We start from the raw sequence: 21,887 nt of genomic DNA on the forward strand, positions 1-21,887 counted from the left end.
GAAATCCGACTATCGGCGTTCGCCTTTTTGGGTGCTCGTCAGACGCTCGAGAATGTCTGCGACTATTGCATCCAGATCGCCGGCCGCATCGATCCTGATCCAGTCGGAATAATCGACGTCGCGTTCAAGCTGATGCGCCAGAACCTCGGGCGATGCGTCGGAAGGGCCGCCGAGGCGCGCCTCGACGCGGCGGCGCAGGATCGCCGCATCCGCGTCCAGCCAGAACCCCGCGAATGATTCGCCGCAATCGCTGGCCGCTGCCTCCATGCGCGCGCGATCCGCAGGCCGTTCGAAAACGCCGTCGCTCACAACGGCGCCGCCCTTGCCGAGGACAACGCCGGCGCGCCTGGCCATCTCCTGGTAAACCGCCTCGGAAATTTCTCTGCAATAGGCCTCACCCGGAAGGCGTGTTTCCGCTGATACGCCGTGCAGCGCCTTTCGGATACGGTCGCTTTCGATGATGCGGGCGCCTGGCGGCGCGCCTACCCGGGAGGCGAGCTTCTCCGCAACGGTCGTCTTTCCAGAACCGCTCAGGCCGGCAATGGTGACGAGCCGAGGCGGGTGATCTTCAAGCAGTTGCTCCGCCAGTTCGAAATAGGACTTCGCCTCATCGGCGCGCGGGTCGTCTGCGCCCTTGTCCGCGATGGCCGTCGCGGTGACATGAGCGCGAACCGCCGCGCGAACGGCCATGAAGAAGGGCAGCGGAGTAAATCCTGTCTCGTCTTCCGCCTCGTCGACATATCGATTGGCCGCAAGGTTGGCCAGTTCGCCGAAGCCGCGATGCCAGAGATCCATCAGCAGGAAGGCAAGATCATAGATCACATCGACCGTCGCGATGTCTTCATTGAATTCGATGCAGTCGAAAAGCCGTGGCTCGCCGTCGAGCAGGCAGATGTTTCTCAAGTGAAGATCGCCATGGCAGTGGCGGACCATTCCGGCCTCTCCCCGACTGTCGAGCAGAGCGGCGTGCTTTTCCAGCGCAGCGCGGAATTTCCGGTTCAGGGTAGCGACATCGGACGGGTCAAAAAGCTGTCCCCTCCCAAAACCCGCCTCGTTGATGTCGAGAACGCCCGCCATCATCGCGCTTCCCGTGCGCTTGGCGTCGATAGCAGCCTCCCCGTGGAAGGCGGCGATCATGTGCGCCGTCTTGCTGATCAGTTCCGGGGTGAGTTCGCCGCGCAACGCCATTCGGTCGAGGAGCAGGTCCTGGTCGAACCGCTTCATCTCGACGACTCCGTCCACGAGTTTGCCTGTGCCGTCCAGCGTCGGCCTGCCGTCCTCATTCGCGGTAATCCGGTGCGCAGCAATATAAAGCTCGGGCGCGGTTCTGGAGTTGAGTTCGATTTCCTTTTTGCAGGCGTCGAACCGAAGCTCCGGCGTGGAGAAATCGACATAGGGCAAATCGACTTCCCGCTTTACCTTCCAGGCCCGGTCGCCCGCCAAAAATATGCGGGAGATATGTGTCTCGATGACCTCGATTTCTTCCTTGTGGACACCGTGGAAATCCGGGTCGCCGAGCAAAATTGACGCTGCGCTCTTGTTCTCGGCGTTCATCCGGCTGTGTCGCCGTGATCTGAAGCCGCTTCGGCGGACGCGTCAAAAAGGGAAAGTTCAGCTGTGAAGGATAACAGTCGGGCGATTGTTTCCGATCCTTGCTGGATCACCGTGGCATCCGTGCTGATCAGGGTGACCGCAGCCTGGGCTTGGTTCTGCCAGTCGAGAATTGGGGCGGCTATCGCCACCAGACCGGGAATGAACCGTCCGTCGACGCTGGCGTATCCCGCTTTTCTGATCTTGCTCTGTAACTGCGCGACGCCAGTCGCGCTTATGGTCAGGTCCGGGATGATATCCGGATTGCGGCGAGCCTGGCGGAGTTCGAAATCGAGCATGGAATGGATCTGCGCGGCAGGCGCCCATGCGAGAAATGTGCGTCCCGTCGCCGAGTTCAGCAACGGCAACGTCGTGCCGAGCCCCATCGACGTAATGGTCGGGGAAGCGGTTCTTTCCCAGCGAACGACTGTGGCTCCCTGATCGCCCCATACCGAAAGCAGCCCTGTCAGGCCGGTTTCCTCGCACAGATCGGGCAGCGTTTCAGCAGTCCGGTTTACGAAGTCATGTCTGGCGAGCGCTGAAAGACCAAGTTGTATCGCGCCCCGGCCGAGGTCGTATTTGCCCGACCTGCCGGCCTGCTCGACAATGCCTGCATGGATAAAGGACGCCAGGTAGCGGTGCGCCTTGCTGAGCGGCATTCCGCAGTCGCGCGCGATCTGCGACAGCGATACAGCGCGGCCGTAGCCGGACATGGTCTGGAGAAGTCTCAGGGCGGCGTCGAGCGATTGAATTCCGCCCGATGATTCGGGTTCTTTCAGATCAGGTCGGTCATGCGTCATTGCTGTCGGTCAGTTCGCGAATCTGGTCAAGCGTTCCTGCGATCATACCGTTTTCAGTCTGCACAAAAAGGCCTCTCGTTTCGCGGCCGGTCGCCATGAGCGCCTCTCCGACGCGAACCTCGTAAGACAGCTTGAGAGCTCGGCTCTGCCACTCCTCGACGGCGAGGTTGATCGTCAGCCGGTCGCCATTCTGCACCGGTCTGAAGAACCGCGCGGAGGCGTCCATCAAGCCCATGCCAATCGCGCCGAAACGACGGCACAGGGCGTCGTGCCCCCCGAATGTCCAAAGCCAGTCGTGAAAAGTGCGATCAAACCAGCTGTAGAAATTGGGGTAGAAGGCGATGCCGGCCGGGTCGCAGTCGCCGAAGCTGACCCGCAGTTCGATGTGGTGAAGTCTCTTCGTCATTCTTTTACCATATAGAAGTAGTTGCATAATGTGAAATAATTTGTATCTTCCGCTCCACACTCTATCACAGGGAAGGGGAGGAGTATGGGCAGGCTTTCCACCGTTGAGGTGCTGGGTGGAGGTCCGGCGGGGCTGTACACGGCGATATTGCTTCGCCGCCTCATGCCGGACGTCAACGTGCGCGTGACCGAACAGAACCCTGAAGGCGCAACGTTCGGATTTGGCGTGGTGTTCTCCGATCAGGCGCTCGACTTCCTGAAGGCGGACGACGCCGACATCCATGATCTGGTGACGCCCCACATGGAGCGTTGGCGGAACATGACCTTGAACCTGCCGGGCGACAGAGTGGTCCTGGACGGCGTCGGCTTTTCCGCAATCGGCCGTCTTGAGCTGATTGAAATCCTGCGCAAGCATGCGTCGTCCCTGGGTATTCCGATGCGATTTTCCCACCAGGTAGCGTCTCTTGACGAACTCGACGCCGATCTGATCGTCGGCGCCGACGGACTGAATTCGCTTGTGAGGACCTCGCATGAGGCGGAGTTCCAGCCGGAACTCGGATACTTCGACAATCATTTCGCCTGGTTCGGCGCGCCGCGACCCTTCGATACGCTGACGCAGAGCTTCCTGAAGACGGACAAGGGCGCGTTCAACGCGCATCACTATCGCTACACGCCGGACCTCAGCACATTCATCGTCGAATGCGACGACGCGACGTTCAACGCCTACGGGTTCGGCGCGATGGATGAAGAGCAAAGCGCCAGGATCTGCGGCGAGGTATTTTCCGACGTGCTCGAAGGCGCGCCGCTGATCACCAACAAATCGTCCTGGCGTCGTTTTCCGCGGCTCTGGTGCAGAAACTGGGTGGCTGGCCGGCGCGTGCTGCTTGGCGACGCCGCGCATACGGCGCATTTCTCGATCGGCTCCGGCACGCGTCTCGCCATGGAAGACGCGATCGCGCTTGTCCGGTCACTGGCGTCGCACGGGGATGTTGACCAGGCGCTCGCCGCCTATCAGGAAACCCGCCTTCCGGTCGCCCGCAAGATCGTCGACGCCGCGAACACATCCGCCAGATGGTATGACGATTTCTCGGACAGGATCGACATGAAGCCGCTCGATTTCGCGTTCGACTACATGACGCGATCGGGCAGGGTAAACATGGAAAGGCTTCGGGCGATCGCGCCGCAATTTATGGCGCGCTACGACGCCGCAATGGCGGAAACTTCTACGAATGTCGCCGATCCCGTTGGCGACGACACGCCGGGCGCTGCTGAAATCGGCTTCGACAAAAACGCCCATCCGAACTGTTCGTCCATCCTGTGGGACAATCTGGCGCGCAATCCCGACAAGCTCGCGGTGATCGGGCCGGGTGGAAATCTCACCTACCGGGAACTCGTCGCGCAGGCGTCGAAATGGGGCAACGCATTCATTGCAGCCGGTCTGAAACCCGGCGAGAGAATTCCGTTCTTTCTCGACGACACGCCGGTCTATCCGGCTGCCTTTTTCGGCGCGGTGCGCGCCGGCTTCGTGCCGGTGCTGCTCAACATCCAGACGACGCCGGACACGTTGAACTACTTCCTCAAGGACACGGAAGCGCATTTCGCGCTCTGCGAGGCGGAACTGGCGGACCAGCTCGCCGGAGCAGTCCTGGAAGGCACGACGCTGGAAACGGTCATCGTCGCCAATGGCGAAGCGGCGGGTGAGAAGCAGATCACGGCGCAGGCGTTCCTCGGCGACAGCGCCGACACGCTTGCCTGCGCTGAAACCGCTCCCGACGACATGGCCTTCTGGATGTATTCCTCGGGCTCGACCGACCGGCCGAAAGGCGTCGTCCATTTGCATCACGACATGGCCTATACGCAAGCCTCCTATGGCCGGCGCGTGCTGCAGATCGGGCCGGACGACATCTGCTTTTCCGTGCCGAAGATATATTTTGCCTATGGTTTCGGAAACTCGATCACCTTCCCGTTTTCCATGGGTGGGACAACGCTTTTGATGTCGGGGCAGCCACGTCCCGATTACGTGCTCGAAATGATAGAGACATGGCGTCCGACCGTACTTTTCGGCCTGCCGACGCTCTATACGGCGCTGGCCCGGGCCGAAACGCTTGAAAAACGCGATCTGTCGTCGCTTCGCCAGTCTATGTCGGCGGCCGAGATTTTGTCCGAGGACGTCTATAACGCCTGGAAGGCTCAAACCGGCCACGGTCCGACCGAAGGCCTAGGCTCGACCGAACTGCTGCATATTTATCTCTCGAACACGCTCGAGGACCATCGTATCGGCGCCGCTGGAAAGCGTGTGCCGGGGTATGAGGTTCGTCTCGAAACGCCGGATGGACATGCGGCGGCAAGCGGGGAAGAGGGCGTGATGTTTGTCCGCGGACATTCCTCCGCGCCTTGCTACTGGAACCGTCCCGACAAGACGCGCGACACGATGCGCGGCGACTGGATCTACACCGGCGACCGCTTCGTCGAAAGGAACGGCTATTACTATTTCCAGGGACGCGCCGACGAACTGATCAAGGTTTCAGGCCAGTGGGTCTGGCCGCTCGAGGTGGAACGCTGCCTGAACGAACATCGGGATGTGCACGAATGCGCCGTTCTGGCTCACGAACTCCCGGATCGCCGCATGGCCTTGCGCGCCGTGGTGCGCCTGAATAATCCCGGCGGGGAATGCGATGAGCAGACCGAGCGCTTGCGCCAATATGTCAAGCAGCAACTGACGCCGTTCAAGTCGCCAAGGATCTTTGAATATATCGACGAATTACCGAAGACCGGCACCGGAAAGATCGACCGGCTGGCGCTGCGCACCGGCGCGTAACAGACAAAAAGAAGGTAACAACGATGTCTTATGTGTTTCAACCGCTACCGGCCCCAACTGTCGCCATCGCCGACAGCGATGACCTGATGCCAGTGCGCCGCATCTTCTGTGTCGGCCGAAACTACGCGGCCCATGCGCGCGAAATGGGCAAGGATCCGGACCGCGAACCGCCGTTCTTCTTCACCAAGCCGGCCGATGCCGTGGTGCTCGATGGTGAGACTGTCGCCTATCCCCCTGAGACGCAGAACTTCCATTACGAGGCCGAGCTTGTGGTGGCGATCGGCAAGGCTGGCAGCAAGATCTCCGAGGATGACGCGCTGTCCCATGTCTGGGGATACGCCATTGGAAACGATCTGACGCGCCGCGACCTGCAACTGGCGGCGCGCGACAAGGGACGTCCCTGGGACTTCGGCAAGGCCTTCGACCGGTCGGCGGTCATCGGTCCGGTTCATTCCGTCTCCAAGGTCGGGCATCCCGACAGCGGCGCGATTGGTTTGAGCGTAAACGGCGAGGTCAAACAGGACGCCGATCTGAACGAACTGATCTGGTCGGTCCCGGAAATCATCTCCATTCTGTCGCACTCGATCGGCCTGCAGCCCGGCGATCTCATCATGACGGGCACTCCGGCCGGCGTTGGACCGCTTCAGGTCGGTGACCGCTGCACGGTTTCGATCGCCGGACTGGGCGAGATTTCGACGACGATCGGCCCGTTCGAATAGCAATCCGGTGAGATCATGTCCCTGACGCTGCACAATTTTTTTCGTTCCTCCACCTCCACGCGGTTGCGCGTTGCGCTCAATCTCAAGGGGCTTGACTACGATTACGCAGCCTATGTCCTGCGCAATGGCGAAACCCGCACGGAAAAATACCTCGCGATCAATCCGCAGGGTCTGGTTCCGACGCTGGAGCGCGAAGACGGCAGGGTGCTCACACAGTCGCTGGCCATTATGGAATGGCTGGAGGAGGTTCATCCGAATCCGCCTTTGTTGCCGAAGGAGGCGGACGGGCGCGCGCGGGTGCGCGCCATCGCCTACATGATTGCCTGCGAGGTGCATCCGCTGAACAATTTGCGGGTTCTCGGCTATATTGCAGGCAAGTTCGGCGCGGACGAGACGGCGCAGAAGGAATGGTTCACGCATTGGGTCACGACGACTTTCGATGCGCTGGAGACCATGCTGGATCGCGACGGCGAGACGGGCAACTTCTGTCATGGCGACGAAGCAGGCCTAGCGGATATCTGCCTTTACGCGCAGGTGTGGAACAACCGGCGCTTTGCAATCGATACTGGCCGATGGCCGACAATCGCCGGCATTTTCGAACGGTTGGACGCAATCGCGGCCTTTCGCGACGCCGCGCCGCCTAACCAGCCCGACGCTGCGTAAAGCGAGACTGTCAGACGAAACGACAAGGAGGAATACTATGAATGAATCCGTAACGCATGACACCGTCGAACACGCCATGCAGCCGGAAGACACCCCTGCCTTGCGTGAACTCTACAAGGGGTTCGAGAAACATCATCTGATACCACTGTGGACCCAGCTCAGCGACCTGATGCCGATCCACCCGAAACCGCGCGCCGTGCCGCATCTCTGGAAATGGTCGGATCTTCTGCCGCTCGCCGAAAAATCCGGCGAACTGGTTCCGGTCGGCAGAGGCGGTGAGCGCCGGGCGATCGGTTTGGCCAATCCCGGACTTGGCGGTCACGCCTATGTCAGCCCGACATTGTGGGCGGCGATCCAGTATCTCGGGCCGCGCGAGACGGCGCCGGAGCATCGCCATTCCCAGAACGCGTTTCGTTTCGTGGTCGAGGGCGAGGGTGTCTGGACTGTGGTCAATGGCGATCCGGTGCGCATGAGCCGCGGCGATCTGCTGTTGACGCCCGGATGGTATTTCCATGGCCACCACAACGACACCGACCAGCCGATGGCGTGGATCGACGGACTCGATATTCCGTTTTCGCAGCAAAACGACGTCGGGTTCTTCGAGTTCGGATCCGACCGGGTGACGGATTACGCCACGCCGCGCTTCTCGCAGGGCGAACGTCTGTGGTGCCATCCGGGGTTACGGCCGCTGTCAGGACTGCAGGATACGGTGAGTTCGCCGATCGGCGCCTATCGGTGGGAATACACCGACCGAGCGCTGACCGAACAACTGCTTCTCGAAGAGGAAGGCCAGCCGGCCACCGTCGAGCAGGGTCATGCGGCCATTCGCTATGTTAATCCGACGACGGGCGGCGACGTCATGCCGACGATCCGTTGTGAGTTCCATCGCTTGCGCGCCGGCTGCGCAACGCCAACCCGTCGCGAGGTGGGCTCGACAGTCTTCCAGGTATTCGAGGGCGGCGGCGTGGTGGTGATGGACGGCGTCGAGTATACGCTCGACATTGGCGACATGTTCGTCATCCCGTCATGGATAAGCTGGTCCCTTCAGGCGGAAACGCAGTTCGACCTGTTTCGCTTCTCGGACGCCCCGATCATGGAGCGACTCAATTTCGCGCGCACCCATGTCGAGGCCCCGGACCGGTGAACGTGTCGCTCGACGAGGCGCGGGAAGATCTTCGACGCCGCCAGGGCGGCGGCGCGCGCTATGACGCGGCCTCCGCCCCGGCGCGGGACCTCGACTGGGCGCGGCGAGGTACGGCCTATTTCGCGAGACTGCTGAATGGTTTGAGTGACGCTGAACTGGACGAACCGTCCAACCTGGAAGGCAGGTTGCGGCGGGAAATCGTCGCGCATGTCGGCTATCACGCGCGCGCGCTGAGCGAGATCGTTTCCCGTGCGCGCGAGGCGCAGTCGAACGCCATGCCCGTTCCGATGCGCGTCGATATTGTGGAGGTCGCGCGTCGCGCGACGCAGCCGGCCCGCGCGCTGCGCAACCTGTTCGCCCATTCGAATGTCCATCTCAATGTCGAGTGGCGCGATCTGGACGACGCCCAGTGGCGGGCTGTTGTCGGAAATGATCCGGATGATGCGATTGTCGTCCGCGATACGCCCTGGCTTCGCGCAAGGGCCATCTGGCTGCACGCGATTGATCTCGGTGCAGGTGGTCGGCTTTCGGACGCCCCGCCTGAATTCGTCGAAGCCCTCATTACGGAACTGTCAGGAGACCACGTGAGCGATGACTATGATGCTGCGGAGGAAGGCGGACGCTCTGGCGTTCGGGCCGCCGATGCCGCCCTGTGGCTTTCCGGCCGTCGAACCCGCGGACCTGACGGCGCCGCCTCCGGAATGTCGCCTTCGCCGGCCGGGCTGATGAATTTGTAGCAATTCGGCGGGCGAATTGATCGACGCCGCTATCTCGTTCCGGTTGCGGCGCTCTCGCAATAACGGGTCCGGAAGGAATTCCGAGACGCTGTTCTGACGTTGAAAAGCCGGCTTCACCACAAATATGATATTTTTTATCAACTTATATTTGCCAAGCGGACCAAGGGTCTGCTAGTCCTGCTCGCAGGTTGAATGATTTACCTTCGGACCTGGTGTGACCTTGAGAGCCGACGATTGCCGAATGAATGATGGCGTCGTATTGATTGATACGGGTGGACGCGACCTTTTGGACCGTGCGATCGAGGCGCATTACGAGGACATCCGCAATGCCCTGCGCAGACGGGGCGCCGAACAATCACAGGCAACCGAAATCGTCCATGATCTCTATGTCCAATTGTCCGGCAAGCCGGAACGGCTGCAAGGCAAGACGTTCCTTCGCTCCTTTCTCATTCGGGCCGCAGTCAATCTCAGGATCGACCGGCTTCGCCGCAGCGCCTTCGAGTCGAGACTGTTTGCGGCGCTTGACGAACGCGCTCATGCGATTCCGGGTCCGGCGCGCTCCGAGGAAAACAGGCTCGACATGCCCAGACGCGTCACTGCTCTCCGGCAGGCGATCTTCTCGTTGCCGACCCAGTGTCGCAACGTGTTCATTGCGTATCGGATCGCCGATATGTCGAAGGACGAGATTGCGGATGCGCTTGGCATCAAGCGGCGTATGGTGGACCGCCACCTTCGCAAGGCCATGTTGCACTGTTTGGAAAAAATGGAAGAATTCGACGGCGAGTAAGCCTTATTTGCCGTATTCATTCGTCTACTGTAGAGCGAATGGAAACGGTTGAGCTATGCCTTTGAGCGAAAAAGCACGTCAGGATCGTCAAATAAACGAGAATGCCGTTGACTGGGTCCTGCGCATGGAGGGCGGACCGCTGACGGCGTCGGAACGACGCGAACTGGACGTCTGGCTGCAGACAAATGCAGCCCATATCAAGGCTTTCAACAAAGCACAAAGGTTGTTTAGCGAATCCGGCCACGCGCTGGCGAGCGATCCCGATCAAGCCAAGCGGATAATCGCAGGAAAGGGGACCGGACGAACATCGCGCATGCTCCTGCCGATTATACTGGTTATCGGCGGATTCTATCTCGCTGACGGTCCACTATGGCTTCGGGCGGATTACATTTCGGACAGTCGCGAGATGCCGGTCCTCGAACTCGCCGACGGCTCCACAGTACAGCTGAACTCGGAAAGCGCGCTTGCGGAGAACCAGGAAGATTCATCGCGTGAAGTGTCGCTTCTCAAGGGAGAAGCCTATTTCGAGGTGGCGCGTGACCCGGGAAGACCCTTCGTTGTCGAGGCCGGAGACACAAGAATTGAAGTTTTGGGGACCGCATTCAACGTCAACCTCATCGGCGATCTGACCGAGGTAACGGTAACGGAGAGCACGGTTCGCGTTCTCTGTCCCGATATGGACGAAGAGTTTGTTCTTGATCCGGGCATGCGCGTTGTCTGCGGCGGCGGAAGAACCTTTAGCCCGATCAAAACAGTATCGCCGGAACTTGCTGCGCCATGGCGCACTGGCCGCCTCGTTTTTGATGGACAACCCCTGTTCCGCGTGATCGAAGAAATATTCCGCCACATTCCCGGCGACGCCTACCTATTTGCAGGCAGCAGGCGCACCCGGCGTATATCCGGTTCATTTGACCTGACGGACCCTGAAAAGGCGCTCGACAGCTTTGCAAAGGTGTTCGACCTTGAAGTCGTCCGCGCCGGCGGAGTGCTCACGATAATTTATTAAACTTTTTTACTTGATGCACAGCCTCAACATTCGTTTCCGTTCGTTTAACCATAGAGGGATCCAGTCCTTCCTCAGGATCCGCCGGCAAACTTTTGGGGACATGAACGGGTATGAGTTTAGAAAAAAGAGTATTTCCGGGACGAGGCGAATCGGTCGCCAGGGCCTTGGCGTTGTCGCTTGCGGCGGCGGGAGCGGCAACTGCGCTGACCAGCACAATGGCCGTGCCGACCGCGATGGCGCAGGAACAGGTCTATACGGTGAATATCCCGGAAGGTCCGCTTTCCGCGGCGTTGAACCGGCTGGCTGACCAGACGGGTTTGCAGATCGGTTATGACAGCGCGGTCGTCAGCGGTCTGACCACGACGGGACTGAATGGCAGCTACACCGCCGGGGAAGCGCTCGATCTGCTGTTGTCGGGATCCAACATCGAGGCCAGTTACAGCGACGCCAGCACCGTTACCCTTACCGAACTTCCGCCGTTGTCGACAGACGGGTTGGTGATTTCGGCCGAAGGCGCCACCGTTCTCGATACAATCACTGTGGTGGGCGAAAAGCTGCCGCGCGATCTGTTCAACACCTATACGAGCGTCGGCGTCGTCACCGGGACGGAAATCGAGGACTACGATATCGTTACGATCGACCAGGCTCTCAACCGGACCGCCAACGTTCTGGCTCTGCCTACCAGCACCGGCAACAACAGCATCTCCATTCGCGGTCTCAACGCCGAAGGCGTGACGCAGCCCAGCGCCCGCACGGCTCCGGTTATCTCGATGATCGTCGACGGCGCATCATTGGGCGTTGAAGCTCTGCGTCGCGGAAGCCGCGGCGTCTGGGATGTCGATCAGATCGAGGTGCTGCGCGGTCCGCAGTCAACCTTGCAAGGCAGGAACGCTCTTGCCGGCGCGGTCGTCGTCGAGACCAAGGACCCGACCTTCGAGGAAGAATTCATCTTTGACGGGGAAGTCGGCACAAACGACTACTACAACGGCGCCTTCGTGGTGTCCGGTCCGATTATTCCCGATAATCTCGCTATTCGCATCGCCGGACAAGCCTGGCGCGAAACGGCCGATATCCGCTATGTGGATCCAGCGATCTCGGAGCTCGGGAAAGACGAGTTCGAGCAAATTCGAGGCAAGATTCTCTTCACGCCTGAAGACTTGCCAGGGTTCAGCGCGCTGTTCACCATCAGCCACACGCACGACAAGCCAGCCTGGAACGCGGTGAGCGGTCCTGACTACTTCGCCCGCATTTATGACGACGCCTCCGGCTCAGGCGCCGAGTTTCGCGACACGACGGTAACCAATTACATCGCGGATCTGAGCTACGAGATTACGCCGAACTGGACTATTCAGTCGATTTCCGCCTATTCGAATACCGATGTCATTATCGAGTCTCCGGAAGGCTCGATTTTCGACCGCTACGACACGCGCGACATTGGCGATTTCTCTCAGGACATCACGCTGACATTCGAGTCGCCGGATTCTCCGTTCTCTGGCGTGTTCGGCCTGTTCTACGGTGATTTCAGAACCGACATCGACTCCGATTTCACAACGTCCTATTTCGCTCCTTACATCCCGGTTGTCGACGTGCAGCAACTGGTTTCCGAAAATCGCACGGAATCCATCGCCGCCTATGCCGATTTGCGATACGAGTTCACGGACCGATGGACGCTGATGGCGGGCGGACGGTTGCTCCAGGACAAGATATCGGTTGACATCGTCGGCACCGCGCTCGATTTCGAGCAAACCCTGATCAACGGCTATCCCGTCTATGGATCGCTGGATGAAAACGGATCCACGACCAACACGGAATTCCTGCCGAAGATCGGCCTTGCATTCGATATTGCCGACAACCAGACGATCAGTCTGTTTGCGGCCAAAGGATACAGGGCAGGCTTTACCGAAGTGCCCGCCGGTTCGACGGAGGTCAATGAAGTCGAACCGGAATACCTTTGGGACTACGAAGTCGGTTATCGGTCTCTGTGGCTCAACGATACGCTCCAGTTCAACGCCAACGCCTTTTATTACGATTACACGAACCAGCAACTTCTGATTTTCAATCCGGATTTCCCCGGTCAGACGATCACCGAAAACGTCGGCAAGTCGCATGCATACGGCGCCGAGTTCGAAGTTCGTTATATGCCGACCACCGGCCTCGAGCTTTTTACGACTCTCGGCCTGCTGAAGACGGAATTCGATGAAGCAGAGACTTCGGACGGCGATTTCGCCGGCAACGAATTCCCGGAAGCCCCTGCGTTCACAGCGACGATTGGCGGCGTCTACCGGCACCAGTCCGGATTTTATGCATCGGCCTCCGTCTCCTATACCGATGGTTATTACAGCTCTGGCGATCTGGCGAATACGCGTAGCCGATATATGGACGCTTTCACCCTTGTCGACGCCTCCATTGGTTATGAAGCGGAATATGCGAGTTTCTCGCTCTTTGCCCGCAATCTTTTCGACGAGCAGTATCTGACCAGCATTAACGATACCGGGAGCTCGGCGTCGATCGGCGAGGGAAGGACAATCGGGCTGAAGGCGAATGTACGCTTCTAGGCGAACGGGTATAAAAATCGATGCGGCCGGACAGAAATCTTTCTGTCCGGCCGTGATGTCGTTTCTCGGCAGGCACCTGACTCGTTGTGTTGCCGCTGCGGTTATGTGTCTCGCCGCTTTGCCGTCGCTTGCTGATGAAACCTGCGAAGGAAAAGTGATAAGCGGCGAAGGCGTTCTCCATGCTCCGGTCTGTGTTCCGGATAACCCGCATCGAATCGTCGTGCTCGATCCCACTTTCACGTTGGGGATGACGATCGAACTCGGTCTGCCGGTGATCGGCGCGCCATTGTTCGGCATGAGCGATGAAAACCTGCGTGACAAGGCGGTCGAACAGGGCGTGGAGGATCTGGGTGCTGTTACACAGCCCAACATCGAAAGAATCATTGCCCTTCAACCCGATCTTATCATCGGTAGTGGCATGCTCGATCCGGTCTACGACATGGCCTCGCGCATTGCGCCTACGGTGCTGATATCGGCAAAGTGGCGCGACTATTACAGGATAATCGGCGACGTATTCGGCAAGAGCGCTGAAGTTACCGAGATGTTCGATGCGTTGGACACGCGGATTGCAGCCATTCGCGACAAGGCGCCGGACGTCACCGTCTCGATGGTTCGCATCACATCATGGGACTTCCAGGTCTATCTCGACGCCCCGGACGCCTATGCGCCGTTTGCGGTCTTGAGCGAGGCTGGAATAAAGCGCAGCGACTATGAAACGTCCGTCGACGGCTCTACGCTGAAACGGCCCGACTGGGAAGATCTCGCCCAACTGAACGGCGACATACTGCTGTATATCGTTGGCGGAACGAACGCCTCCGCGACCAACGGCAGACATGAGGAGGTGATCGAGAATCCTCTTTGGAAAATGCTGCCGGCCGTCGAGGCAGGTCGTGTCTATCGCGTAGATCCGGCGATCTGGATGGAGTTCAGCGGCGTTGGCTCGGCGAACGCCGTGCTTGACGACGTCGAGCGGTATATAATATCCCGGCCTTGATCGCCCCGAGTTTTCAACAACATCAATGGAATCCGTGGATGGCCGCGTTCGCCCTGCGCCTTGTCGGCCTTTTGACGTTGACCCTTATGGTCATCGTCATATCGGTTTGGGCGCTTACGATCGGTTCTTCCGACATCGGCATAGGAGGCGTCGTCGAGGCGCTTTCCGGCGCTGGTGACGAACGGCAGTTTCTTGTCGTCACAACCGTCCGATTGCCGCGGATACTTGCGGCGCTGCTGGCCGGCGCTTCACTGGCCGTGGCCGGCGCTATCATGCAGGCCGTAACCGCCAATCCTCTTGCCTCTCCCGGTCTTCTCGGCATCAACGCAGGCGCCGCTTTCGCCGTCGTTGCGTCGCTGATCCTTTTCGATCCGGCTCCGACGGCCGTCTATGTCTGGTATGCATTCGTCGGCGCCGCGTCCGCCGCCTTCATCGTCTATATGCTGGCCTCTTCAGGGGTTGGCGGAGCGACGCCGCTGAAACTGGCGCTTTCCGGTGTAATCCTGTCGGTGTTCCTCGGGTCTGTGACGTCCAGCATTCTGATTTTCGACAAGACCACCCTCGACAATGTCAGACTCTGGTCGGTCGGATCGCTGTCGGGCCGCCCGATGTCAAGCGTTGTTGCTGTGTCGCCTTATATCGGGCTTGGCATTGTCGCGGCGCTGGCGTTCAGCAGACAGGTGGCGACACTCAGCCTCGGCGCGGAAGTCGCCCGCTCCATCGGGCAGAACATCACCCAATGGCGCCTGACGTGCGGAGTGGTCGTCGTGATGCTGGCCGGCAGCGCGGTCGCCATGGCGGGGCCGATCGGCTTCGTCGGTCTGGTCGTGCCGCACATGGTTCGCCTTGCGATCGGAACGGACTATCGCTGGATTCTTCCGTTTTGCGCCGTGGCGGGAGCCCTGCTGGTGATTCTGGCGGACAATCTGCTGCGCTATGCGCTGCCGGCGCGCGACATCCCTGTCGGCGTTACGATGGCGATCATCGGCGCGCCGCTGTTTGTCTTTCTTGCGCGCTACCGGATTGGAAACGCCCGATGAGAAAAACGGTGCTGCTGCTGAATATCGGCATCTTCGCAGTTTTCGTCCTGTCGCTGCGCCTTGGAGATCAACCCATCCCGTACTCGCAGATCATTGGAGTGCTTACTGGCGATCCGGACGCCGCCGTGGCCGCCCAACTTATCGTACTTGAGGTGCGCCTTCCGCGGGCAATTCTGGCGCTGCTGGTTGGAATGGCGCTGGCTGTCGCCGGCGCCATTATCCAGACCGTCATGCGCAATCCGCTCGCCGAACCGGGCCTTCTTGGCATCAACAGCGGCGGCGCTCTCGCCGCGCTCATCCTGATCGTCTATTTCAGAAATGAATCCGCGCACCTGGTTCCATGGGCGGCCTTTGCCGGCGCCTTCGTGATGGCGGCGGCGATCTACGGATTTTCCTGGCGGTCAGGCGCTTCTCCGGTGCGCATAATCCTCATTGGCATAGGTCTTGGTTCGATGGCTGGCGCCGGCGCCAGCTTCATATCCGCATTCGGCGAAATCGCGGTCGTCCAGCAAGCCCAGGTCTGGCTGGCCGGCAGCGTCTACAATGCGGGGTGGGACAAGGTGCAGGTGCTGGCGATCTGGCTTGTCCTGCCATTCGTGCTCACGATGGCGGCTTCGCGGGAGCTCGACCTGTTGAGCTTCAGCGAGATGTCGGCGCGCTCCCTCGGCCAGCGCGTCGAGATTGCCCGGGCGGTATTGATTCTCCTCTGCACAATGATCTCGGGAGCCGCCGTTGCGGCGGCGGGGCTTATCGGGTTCATTGGACTGATATCGCCCCATGTGGCGCGGCGCTTCGTCGGACACAGCCACCACAGAATGGTTCCCGTCGCCGCGCTGGTCGGAGGATTTCTGGTTCTGACGGCGGATTTGATCGGACGCACTGTCATGGCGCCGGCGCAGCTTCCGGCCGGCATCGTTACAGCGATACTCGGCGCGCCGTTTTTCGCTTTTCTTCTCTGGGAGAGACGCTATGTCCGTTCGTGATTCCGAAAATGCGGTTCCGCTCACGGCCCGGAATCTGTCCGCAGGCTACGCACGCAAGAATATTCTGGAGCATCTCGATTTCGAGATACTGCATGGTCGCTTCACGGTGCTGATCGGGCCGAATGGCTGCGGAAAATCCACCCTTCTACGCGCCCTGTGCAATCTGATGCCGGTTCGCGATGGCAGCGTGCTGCTTGACGGATGCCAGATTTCGGAATTCTCGACCAAGGAAATCGCCCGTCGCGTCGGCGTGCTCGCCCAGGGGCCTGTCGCGCCGGAAGGACTGACAGTCCAGGACCTGGCGCGTCAGGGCCGCTATCCGCATCGTTCGCTTTTCGGCCAATGGTCGGACGAAGATGAAATAGCCTGCAGGACAGCGCTCGAACTCACTGCGCTCACCGACCTGAAGGATCGCGCCATCGACAATCTGTCGGGAGGCCAGCGGCAGCGCGCATGGATCGCCATGACGCTTGCCCAGCAGACAGGCATTCTTCTGCTCGACGAGCCAACCACCTATCTCGATCTCGCTCACCAGATCGAAGTGCTGGATCTGGTCCAGCGTCTGGTGCGCGAACAGCAGACGACCGTTGTCGCGGTGCTTCACGACATCAACCAGGCTGCGCGCTACGCCGACCACATCGTCGCGATGAAGGACGGCCGGATCGCCGTGCAGGGATCGCCGGAAGAGGTGATCAACAAGGAAACGATCGAGGCGGTGTTCGGAGTGCGCGTGGCGATCGTCACTTGTCCTGTCGACGGCGCGCCGCTGGCGATCCCGCTCACCGGACGGCAGAAGTAGCGGACCTATTCGCGCCCTTTCCTTTTGCGATTGATCGCATAGCCGCTTGCCGGGCCGCGCAGCGGCTGGATCAGCATGCGGTCGAGCCAGAGATCCCGTCGCGTGCGAAACTGTTCGATGCCGATGGTCATGCCCCGATGGCCGTCGCGCGGCTGCGCCTTGTAGGTGCCAAGGAGCCGATCCCACCAGGGAAGATTGAAGCCGAAATTCGAATTGGTCTCGCTCGGATGGATCGAATGATGCACGCGGTGCATGTCCGGCGTGACGACGAAGAGCCGCAGGACGCGATCAATCCCTTTCGGGATGCGAATATTTGAATGGTTGAACATCGCTGTGGCGTTCAGCAGCACCTCGAAAACGAGCACGGCGACCGCCGGCGGTCCCAGAGCTGCGACGACCATCAGCTTGACGCCCATGGACAGCAGGATTTCGACCGGGTGAAATCGCAGGCCCGTGGTCACGTCGATTTCTAGATCGGCGTGATGCATGCGATGTAGGCGCCAAAGCGTCGGCACGGCGTGAAACATGACATGCTGGAGATAGATTGCGAGGTCGAGAGCGAGCACTGAAAGGACAAACGCCGCCCATCCCGGAATGTCCATGATGTTGAAGAGGCCCCAGCCTTTGTCCTGAGCAACCAGCGCCAGACCAACAGAGATGATCGGAAAGGTCACCCGAACAAGCAAGGTGTCGATGACGACCACTCCGAGATTGTTGCTCCAGCGCAGAAGTCTCGGGATCTCGCGCCTTCGACGCGGGGCGGCGGCTTCCCACAGGGCCATGACGATCAGGACACCCACAAAGAACGCCGCGCGGATGGCGGCCTCGTTCGTCAGCAGGGCGTCGGTCATGTCAATACTCGCGTAAGCTTCGATTACCCTTATTATAGGGGATCGGTGCGAAATATGCTTGCGACATCATGCCCTTGCCAGCCTGAGGGCCGGACCCGTCAGTTGACCGTCTTCATGCCCACCCGGTCGCGTACGCGCTTGAAACGGGAAGCGAGGAAGAACATCACCGCGGCAATGACGAAGGCGGCGATCGCAATCACCCACCCGATGGCAACCAGCCCCGTCCCGGGCCAGAAAATCAGCACGAGACCGGCAAGGACGGCGACAATGCCAGCGTTACGGGCGCCGTCGCGCGACGGATCGGTTTGCGGGCTCTGCCACCAGGCGACGAGATAGACCAGTCCGCGAACCAGGGCCCATAAGCCTATGACGATGAAGACGAAGCGCGCGGACGTGGTTGGCAGGATCAGCAGCAGCACACCCAGAAGCGCGGACACCACTCCGGATACGGTTTCGGCCTGGCTTCCGACTTTCTTGCGAAATCCGAACAGAGCGACGGCGCCGTCGATGATCAGGAAAATGCCAGCGATACGCAGGAGGATCGAGATGCTTTCGGTTGGCCAGAACAGGGCGATGACGCCGAGGACTGCGGCGAGCACCCCACGCATCAGGAAGGTCCACCACAGTTCGCCCATGGTATTGCCGATGACCTCGCGGCTGTTGTCGACGAACTCGCCTCGTCTGCCGCCGCCGGAAACCGGATCTGTCATCGCTTGCTCCTTGCCTGTCTGTCTTCAATTGCTCTGGCCCTGCGCAGGATATCCGAATTTGAGTATCCGCGCATCAGGTGGACAACAACTTGCCTGTCCCTTTGCCGAGTTGTTTGAATGCGATCATCGTGTCCTTTGTCCCAGCCGGCAATAGTGTAACACGGTCTTCCGTCACGATGGAAACGGCTCCGGCCCAGGGATCGGGCGCGCCGGGAATATAGACGACGACCTTGTCGTCCTTGCGTTCGATCTCGAGGCCGATCTGCCATTGGTCGTCGAAACGGACGAGCAGCGTGGGAAGGCTGCCTTCGCCTTCGAAGCGCAGCGGCGTGGTCAGCTTGATTTTTGCGACGTCGTAGACCGGGACTTTGGACAGAAACATTCTCTCGACCAGGGAAGCTGTCCGAGAGGCGACCGGGGTCATGGCGATCAATCCAGCAAGAAAGCAAATCAAGAGCAGTACGATGATCGACAATAGGTCGTTGACGGCGATGCCGAAGACACGTTCGAAGGGCAGGCTCGCGATGATGGGGCCGGCCACTTTGGTAATGATGCGATGGGCATGCTGGAAGATGACGATAAGCAACACGCCGGGAATGAGAAACAGAACGCCGCCGAGGATGGTTGTCTTGATGAATCGGAGCATTTTTGTTGGCGCCCTGAAAAGTTGATGGCCTAAGTTTGCAGACCTTACTGGATTTAGCAGCTGGAGTTTAGAGTATAAGGGTCTGAAAGTCTGCTGAGCCGTTCTTCGAGTGCAGATTCTACATCCGATTATCAAAAAACACGGAATTAAACTTGTAAATATATGTAATTATTAAGAAAATTAAGATTCTGGCTTTGTTTCGGGAATTTGCGATTCCTGAGGTTTTGATGTTGATCCGGTTCTGCTCACAATCTGGCTTTGTTTCGGGAATCTGCGTTTACGGTCTTCATGCGTCCAGTTGCCGCTCTGCCTCAAGCCGAGGTTTTGTAGCACAAAATCCGCTCAAACGCAGCAGGTTTGTACACTTTTTGTTCGTTTCTGGTCAGCGTGTGTAGTAGTGGACGCCGGCGAAATCCCGACCGATCGAGATATTGGCGGCGAGCTTGTTCAGTTCGCCCTGGACCGTGATGGCATGTTTGTCGCTCCCGCCGTAACTGGAGAGTTTCGTCGGATCGGCGGCGTTGGCGACATAGATGTCAGGGATGCCTATCCCGGCCTGAACTCCGTTGTCGTCAGGTTTTCCGGTGATGGTCAGTTCCACGCCGAAGAAGGAAGCCGGCGCGTTTTCCATCAGGTCGTCAAGCGGCGCTTGTCTGCGTTTGCCGCCTTCCGGAAAACCGTACATCTCGTAGAACGCCTTGAGGATGGTGACGCATGCCCCGGCGACGGTCGCATGACCCGCGCCATAGGACGGATGCATCGGAGATCCTTCGGCGCCTCGGGCAGAAGTCTGTTCTTCGATGGGTCGATCCAGCAATGATCGACGGGCCATTCATCCGCTTCCCATATGGCGTTCTGCAGTGGTTTTAAACACAACTTTTGGTTATGCGCCCAAGGCAACAACTATCTATATTTGTAATTTGAAACAGATATTTACTATGTGAATCAAAAAGCCGCCGGAGCATTTAGCGATCGTCCAGAATTTCTAATGCTGCTTCGCGCCGGGGCGACGCCGTGACGCTGGCTGCGTGCATCCGCGCCAGATGGTGCTGGATCCGCCACAGATGATAGACAACCCGGTGCAGCCAGCGCAGTGCGTCCAGCCGAAGGATCGCCTCGTCCTTGTCGAGCCTGCCATCCGACGCCTGCAAGAGCAGGTGTTCGCGATAGGTGTCGCGCTGTGCGCGCAGGATCCGGCGGAGGCGGTTGAGGCGCTGCTCGGCCCCTTCCGCATCCACGCCGGTTGCCGCTTCCGCGGTCAGGCTCTGCAGGATGCCGGCCAGACGGCGGAGACGGTGGTCTGTCTTAAGCGTTTCCAGACGCTTTGTCTGGGTGCAACGATAATAGAGCCTCTGAAGGTGATCCAGACTATGGAGGGTCGCAACGACACGCTGCGCCCGCGGCGAATTCGGCGCGCCTGGCGGGAGCGTGTCGACGAAGCGCCGGGTTTCGTCGAGCGCATCGGAGATCGTGCGCAACACGGCTTGATCCAAGCGACTTGTTTCCGGGCGCTCGAGACGCCCGGCAAGAAAGCTGAAATGCTCCCGCACGATCTCGTCTACAGTCGCCGTTACGGCGTCCGTCGCCGCATCCGGGTCGCTGAGCATCTGCTGTCCCAGTCTGTTCGTCAGATGCGGACCCCGCTCCGGCACCAGAACGGTGACCAGTCGAGCGAACGGTCTTGCGAAGGGCAGCACGATCAAGACGCCGAGGAGGTTGAAGGAGGTATGGAAGGCGACCAGAGCAATCTGACCGTCGCCTTGCTCCACCATCGATGCGACCAGGATCGAAAACGGGCCGAGCAGGAAAAAGGCCATGATCCCCGTCAGCACATTGTAGATGACGTGGGAAAGCCCGGTGCGGCGCGCCGCCGTTGCGCCGCCGAGCGTGGCGAGCGCCGCCGTGAACGTCGTGCCGACATCCATGCCGATCACCATGGCTGCGGCTTGCGGAAAGTTGATTGCGCCGGCGCCAAGAGCAGCCAGAGCCGTGGCGACGCCGGCGCTCGATGATTGGGTGACGAGCGTGATGGCGACGCCGATGAGGACAAGCTGCAGCCGGCCGAACAGGCTGTCGTCGGGAAAGCTCGTCGGCGTGACGATGCCCTCGAAACCGGCCATGCCGGACTGCATCGCGTCGATGCCCATAAACAGGAGGCTGAAACCGGCGAGCGCCGTTCCGACGAGACTGGCCCGTGTCCCGCCGAACAACCGCAAAAGAGCGCCGAGAAAAACGAATGGCAGGACGATCTCGCCGAGATGCAGCTTGAAGCCAAGAACCGCCACCAGCCATCCCGTTATGGTGGTGCCGATATTGGCCCCGAAAATTACGCCCAGCGCCTGTGGAAAGGTCAACAGTCCCGCGCTGACGAAGCCTACGGCCGTCACGGTTGTCGCACTGGAGGACTGGATGGCGGCGGTTGCGATCGCCCCTGTCACCGCGCCGCTAAACGGCGTTCGGGTGAAGCGGGCGAGCGCATTGCGCAAGGCGTCGCCGCTCAGACCCCGCAAGCCCTCGGTCAGCCAGATCATTCCTAGCAGAAAGAGGCCGACGCCGCCGAGCGTATGCAGGATACTGGCGGTCACCGAAGAATATCACCAACGTTGGCGAAGCGGGTTTCGACGGACCGGCGCATGCGTT

The 21,887-nt window shown here is 59.9% G+C and carries 20 protein-coding genes; 12 read left to right on the forward strand and 8 right to left on the reverse strand.

The genetic code is table 11. The annotated features are described in order from the left end of the window. Positions 1-9: 9 nt before the first annotated feature. From AAFN47_RS11700 to AAFN47_RS11710, 3 genes are read right to left on the reverse strand one after another with little or no spacing between them, the layout of a single operon-like run. Positions 10-1,554, reverse strand: a complete 1,545-nt coding sequence (locus AAFN47_RS11700) for a bifunctional aminoglycoside phosphotransferase/ATP-binding protein (protein WP_499809410.1) — start codon at positions 1,552-1,554, stop codon at positions 10-12. After that, entirely contained in the window at positions 1,551-2,390 is an 840-nt protein-coding gene (locus AAFN47_RS11705) for an IclR family transcriptional regulator (RefSeq protein WP_499809411.1), read from the reverse strand. Before AAFN47_RS11705 ends, AAFN47_RS11700 begins: the two co-directional genes overlap by 4 nt. Next, a complete protein-coding gene (locus AAFN47_RS11710; protein WP_499809412.1) occupies positions 2,380-2,796 on the reverse strand; it encodes an acyl-CoA thioesterase in 417 nt (138 codons plus the stop codon). The genes AAFN47_RS11705 and AAFN47_RS11710 overlap by 11 nt, the downstream gene beginning before the upstream one ends. An 84-nt stretch (positions 2,797-2,880) precedes the next feature. On the opposite strand from AAFN47_RS11710, the gene AAFN47_RS11715 reads away from it, so the two are divergent. The 12 genes from AAFN47_RS11715 to AAFN47_RS11770 all read left to right on the forward strand — a co-directional run bounded on the left by AAFN47_RS11715 (position 2,881) and on the right by AAFN47_RS11770 (position 17,040). Next, positions 2,881-5,613 (forward strand): benzoate-CoA ligase family protein, encoded by a 2,733-nt coding sequence (locus AAFN47_RS11715; RefSeq protein ID WP_499809413.1) that lies wholly within the window; start codon positions 2,881-2,883, stop codon positions 5,611-5,613. A gap of 23 nt (positions 5,614-5,636) precedes the next feature. Next, entirely contained in the window at positions 5,637-6,332 is a 696-nt protein-coding gene (locus AAFN47_RS11720; RefSeq protein ID WP_499809414.1) for a fumarylacetoacetate hydrolase family protein, read from the forward strand. 15 nt (positions 6,333-6,347) lie between these two features. Then, on the forward strand, positions 6,348-6,995 hold the full coding sequence (gene maiA, locus AAFN47_RS11725; protein ID WP_499809415.1) for a maleylacetoacetate isomerase: 648 nt from the start codon (positions 6,348-6,350) through the stop codon (positions 6,993-6,995). Positions 6,996-7,032: 37 nt separating this feature from the next. After that, positions 7,033-8,139: a cupin domain-containing protein gene (locus AAFN47_RS11730; RefSeq protein ID WP_499809416.1), complete on the forward strand. Its 1,107-nt coding sequence runs from the start codon at positions 7,033-7,035 to the stop codon at positions 8,137-8,139. Further along, positions 8,136-8,876, forward strand: a complete 741-nt coding sequence (locus AAFN47_RS11735; RefSeq protein WP_499809417.1) for a maleylpyruvate isomerase N-terminal domain-containing protein — start codon at positions 8,136-8,138, stop codon at positions 8,874-8,876. The genes AAFN47_RS11730 and AAFN47_RS11735 overlap by 4 nt, the downstream gene beginning before the upstream one ends. Positions 8,877-9,117: 241 nt before the next feature. Next, positions 9,118-9,663, forward strand: coding sequence for an RNA polymerase sigma factor (locus AAFN47_RS11740; protein WP_499809418.1), 546 nt, complete (start codon positions 9,118-9,120; stop codon positions 9,661-9,663). Positions 9,664-9,724: 61 nt separating this feature from the next. Continuing rightward, positions 9,725-10,669 (forward strand): FecR family protein, encoded by a 945-nt coding sequence (locus AAFN47_RS11745; protein WP_499809419.1) that lies wholly within the window; start codon positions 9,725-9,727, stop codon positions 10,667-10,669. A gap of 110 nt (positions 10,670-10,779) precedes the next feature. Then, positions 10,780-13,224, forward strand: a complete 2,445-nt coding sequence (locus AAFN47_RS11750; protein ID WP_499809420.1) for a TonB-dependent receptor — start codon at positions 10,780-10,782, stop codon at positions 13,222-13,224. A gap of 154 nt (positions 13,225-13,378) precedes the next feature. Continuing rightward, positions 13,379-14,218 (forward strand): iron-siderophore ABC transporter substrate-binding protein, encoded by an 840-nt coding sequence (locus AAFN47_RS11755; protein WP_499809421.1) that lies wholly within the window; start codon positions 13,379-13,381, stop codon positions 14,216-14,218. 38 nt (positions 14,219-14,256) lie between these two features. Then, entirely contained in the window at positions 14,257-15,258 is a 1,002-nt protein-coding gene (locus AAFN47_RS11760) for a FecCD family ABC transporter permease (RefSeq protein ID WP_499809422.1), read from the forward strand. After that, a complete protein-coding gene (locus tag AAFN47_RS11765; protein ID WP_499809423.1) occupies positions 15,255-16,241 on the forward strand; it encodes a FecCD family ABC transporter permease in 987 nt (328 codons plus the stop codon). The genes AAFN47_RS11760 and AAFN47_RS11765 overlap by 4 nt, the downstream gene beginning before the upstream one ends. After that, positions 16,228-17,040, forward strand: coding sequence for an ABC transporter ATP-binding protein (locus tag AAFN47_RS11770; protein WP_499809424.1), 813 nt, complete (start codon positions 16,228-16,230; stop codon positions 17,038-17,040). The genes AAFN47_RS11765 and AAFN47_RS11770 overlap by 14 nt, the downstream gene beginning before the upstream one ends. 5 nt (positions 17,041-17,045) lie before the next feature. Here AAFN47_RS11770 and AAFN47_RS11775 read toward each other — a convergent pair whose 3' ends face one another. The 5 genes from AAFN47_RS11775 to AAFN47_RS11795 all read right to left on the reverse strand — a co-directional run bounded on the left by AAFN47_RS11775 (position 17,046) and on the right by AAFN47_RS11795 (position 21,832). After that, a complete protein-coding gene (locus tag AAFN47_RS11775) occupies positions 17,046-17,891 on the reverse strand; it encodes a sterol desaturase family protein (protein WP_499809425.1) in 846 nt (281 codons plus the stop codon). 98 nt (positions 17,892-17,989) lie between these two features. Further along, positions 17,990-18,601 (reverse strand): HdeD family acid-resistance protein, encoded by a 612-nt coding sequence (locus tag AAFN47_RS11780; protein ID WP_499809426.1) that lies wholly within the window; start codon positions 18,599-18,601, stop codon positions 17,990-17,992. A 73-nt stretch (positions 18,602-18,674) separates the two neighbouring features. Further along, on the reverse strand, positions 18,675-19,247 hold the full coding sequence (locus AAFN47_RS11785) for a DUF502 domain-containing protein (RefSeq protein ID WP_499809427.1): 573 nt from the start codon (positions 19,245-19,247) through the stop codon (positions 18,675-18,677). A 382-nt stretch (positions 19,248-19,629) separates the two neighbouring features. Next, entirely contained in the window at positions 19,630-20,079 is a 450-nt protein-coding gene (locus AAFN47_RS11790) for a hypothetical protein (protein WP_499809428.1), read from the reverse strand. 133 nt (positions 20,080-20,212) lie between these two features. Next, entirely contained in the window at positions 20,213-21,832 is a 1,620-nt protein-coding gene (locus AAFN47_RS11795; RefSeq protein ID WP_499809429.1) for a Na/Pi cotransporter family protein, read from the reverse strand. Positions 21,833-21,887 lie beyond the last annotated feature (55 nt).

This window comes from Hoeflea sp. CAU 1731, from assembly GCF_039888615.1.
Taxonomy (GTDB): Bacteria; Pseudomonadota; Alphaproteobacteria; order Rhizobiales; family Rhizobiaceae; genus Flavimaribacter.